Below are 2,918 nucleotides of genomic sequence, written 5' to 3'. Positions count from 1 at the left end.
TGATTTTTTTGATTTGAAGGTCATTTTAATTTAAAATAATAGATTAAATAAAAAAAAGGAAGCAACCATGCAAAACATATTTGCAATACTACAAAATATAGGGAAAGCCTTTATGCTTCCTATCGCAGTACTTCCTATGTCAGGAATTTTACTGGGAATTGGTGGGGCTTTTACCAGTACCACTCTAATTAATACTTATAATTTAACTTATTTACTAGATGGAACTTTATTAAATTATTTACTTAAATTACTTTTTAATACTGGTTTATTTGTTTTTGCCAACCTACCTTTATTATTTGCCGTAGGTGTAGCAATCGGCTTATCACACGCACATAAAGAAACTGCTGCTTTATCTGCTGTTTTAGGATTTTTGTTATTTCATACTGTCATTAGTACTATTTTAGGTTTTCAAGGATTATCTGCAGAAAATACTACTGCAGTAGCGTTTCTTGCACAGGGTTTGTCCACATCTGATGCCTTTGGGGAGTCTGCCCAATATACTAAAGAACTTGGTATATTTACTTTGCAAACCGGAGTTTTTGGAGGAATTATCTGTGGTGTTACTTCAGCGTTAATTACTAATAGATTTGCTAAAGTTACCCTACCGGATTATTTAGCTTTTTTTAGTGGTAATAGGTTGGTAGCAGTTTTAACTATGATTTTTTTTATTCCGTTAGCTCTTTTATTTCCGTTTTTTTGGCCTTTTGTTTTTAAATTTATTATTAATGCTGGAGAAGTTTTTAGCAGTATGGGATACATTGGTACTTTTTTATATGGTACTTCTATGAGATTATTAAATGTTTTCGGATTGCATCATGCTATTTATCCTCTATTTTGGTATACAGAATTAGGCGGTGTAACTGAAGTTGCTGGAAAATTTGTAGCCGGTGGACAAAAAATCTTTTTTGCTCAACTGGCAGACCCTATCACTACTCATTTTAGTAGTGAGGCTACTCGTACTATGACAGGCGGCTTCTTACCCATGATGTTCGGCTTACCTGCTGCTGCTTTAGCTATTTATAGAACTGCAGATCCTGTTAATAAAGTTAAAATTAAAGGTATTCTTATCTCTGCGGCTCTAACTTCCTTTTTAACAGGTATTACTGAGCCAATAGAATTTACTTTTTTATTCGTTGCTCCTTTATTATATGTACTACATGCTACTCTTGAAGGTCTTTCTTATATGTTAATGCACATGCTAAATGTAGCCGTAGGCATTACCTTCTCTCGAGGATTAATTGATTTTACCTTTTTTGGTTTACTACAAGGTATTGCAAAAACTTCTTATCAATGGATATTAATTCTAGGTCCTGTTTATGCCTGTATTTACTATTTCATTTTTAAATTTTGTATTGAAAAATTTAACTATGCTACTCCGGGCAGAGAAGGTAGTCTTGCTAAACTTTATACTAAACAAGATTATTTAAATAAGCAACAAGAACTCAATCTCATTAAAAAAATTGTTGAAAACTTAGGAGGAAAAAATAATATTCAAGGTATTGATGCTTGTATAACTCGTCTAAGAATAACAGTTTATGATGAAACTAAAGTTGCTACTGATAAGATTTGGCAAGATCTAGGAGCACAGGGAGTGTTTAGAAAAGGTCACGGCATTCAAATTATTTATGGAACCCAAGCAGAAGTTTATAAAAATAAAATCAAGGAGCTTTACAAGTTTTAATGTCATACAGTTTTCACTGTTAGTATAGGGTTTTTATCATTTTTTCTTCCCTTGTTTATAAAATCCTATACTTTTTTTCTCCTGTCTAGCTTGTACTTTTAAACTATCACAAATCTGGTTATACCGATAAATGTCAATATTAATTAACAAAATTAATTCCCTAAAGAAAGATTTTACCCTAGCTGAACAAAAAATCTCTGCCTATATTCTGAAAAATTCCCAAACTACTCTTACTATGAATCTAAAAGCTTTAGCAGTAGCTATTCCTGTAGGAGAAGCAACCATTCTAAGATTTTATAGAAAATTAGGGTTTGCTAGTTTTATTGATTTTAAACTCTCCCTGAGCAATACCCTTAATACTAAAAGTACTAAACACCCCAACATTAAACTTTTAAAGAATAAATCTAATAATCAACTAGCTCAACATTTATATAATAATTCCTTAGAAACTCTTTATAACACTATACAGAATCTTAATCCTAGCTCTATAGCTAATAGTATAAATTTAATTCATAAAGCACCTTATATAGAATTTATAGGGGTTGGTTATTCTAATTTGACTGCTCTTGAAGCTAAAGATAAGTTTTTAAGAATAGGTAAAAAAGTAACAGCACATACTAATTATCATAATTTTATTATGTCAACTGCTATTGCTAAAAGACAAGATCTTATTATTGCTATTTCTCAACGAGGTGAAACCTACGAGGTTATTGAAGCTTTAAAAAACGCACAAAAACGCGGAGCTAAAACTATTATCATTACTACTAATTCCTCTGTTAAACTTACCCAATATGCAAATGAAGTATTATTAAGCGGATATACCAATCATATTCTAGAAACAGGATCTTTTTCTGAGAGAATTTCTCAACTCTTTATCATAGAATTATTGTATTTAGGATTGCTTTTAAAAGATAAAAACAAACGTGAAGAATTGAAAAAACTTACAGTGGCAGCAATTACTTCTACTTCTGGATTTTAATTTTATAATTATTAAATTTATTTTACTTATTTAAGTAATGCTTACTGTTGAACGAACCTCTTGCAACGCAAATAAGTACATAATTTACTGATTTAAGCACACTAATCTCACTAATTTTGCACTAACCTCTAAAAACTAATCTTCAGAGATTATTTTGCTAAAGTGTATCTCATTTTTTATAAGAGATTGATTTTAATAATAAATATTTTAGGCAATTATCCCTTGACAACAAGTAAGTATTTTCTTATTATATACTCA

Annotated in this window: 2 protein-coding genes; both read left to right on the top strand. The window is 30.4% G+C overall.

All coding sequences use genetic code 11. The annotated features are described in order from the left end of the window. Positions 1-67 precede the first annotated feature (67 nt). Positions 68-1,681 (top strand): PTS transporter subunit EIIC, encoded by a 1,614-nt coding sequence (locus tag ACQCX0_RS01440; RefSeq protein ID WP_462562356.1) that lies wholly within the window; start codon positions 68-70, stop codon positions 1,679-1,681. A 130-nt stretch (positions 1,682-1,811) separates the two neighbouring features. Next, complete coding sequence (locus ACQCX0_RS01435) at positions 1,812-2,660, top strand: MurR/RpiR family transcriptional regulator (RefSeq protein WP_462562355.1); 849 nt, start codon at positions 1,812-1,814, stop codon at positions 2,658-2,660. The last annotated feature ends 258 nt before the right edge of the window (positions 2,661-2,918 follow it).

It is taken from the genome of Candidatus Hepatincolaceae symbiont of Strigamia maritima (assembly GCF_055505085.1).
This window is presented reverse-complemented; position numbering and strand designations above follow the sequence as displayed.

What these genes read in the sequence shown, in the direction of transcription:
- ACQCX0_RS01440 (WP_462562356.1), top strand. Translation starts at nt 68, where the DNA reads ATGCAAAACATATTTGCAATACTACAAAATATAGGGAAAGCCTTTATG.
- ACQCX0_RS01435 (WP_462562355.1), top strand. Translation starts at nt 1,812, where the DNA reads ATGTCAATATTAATTAACAAAATTAATTCCCTAAAGAAAGATTTTACC.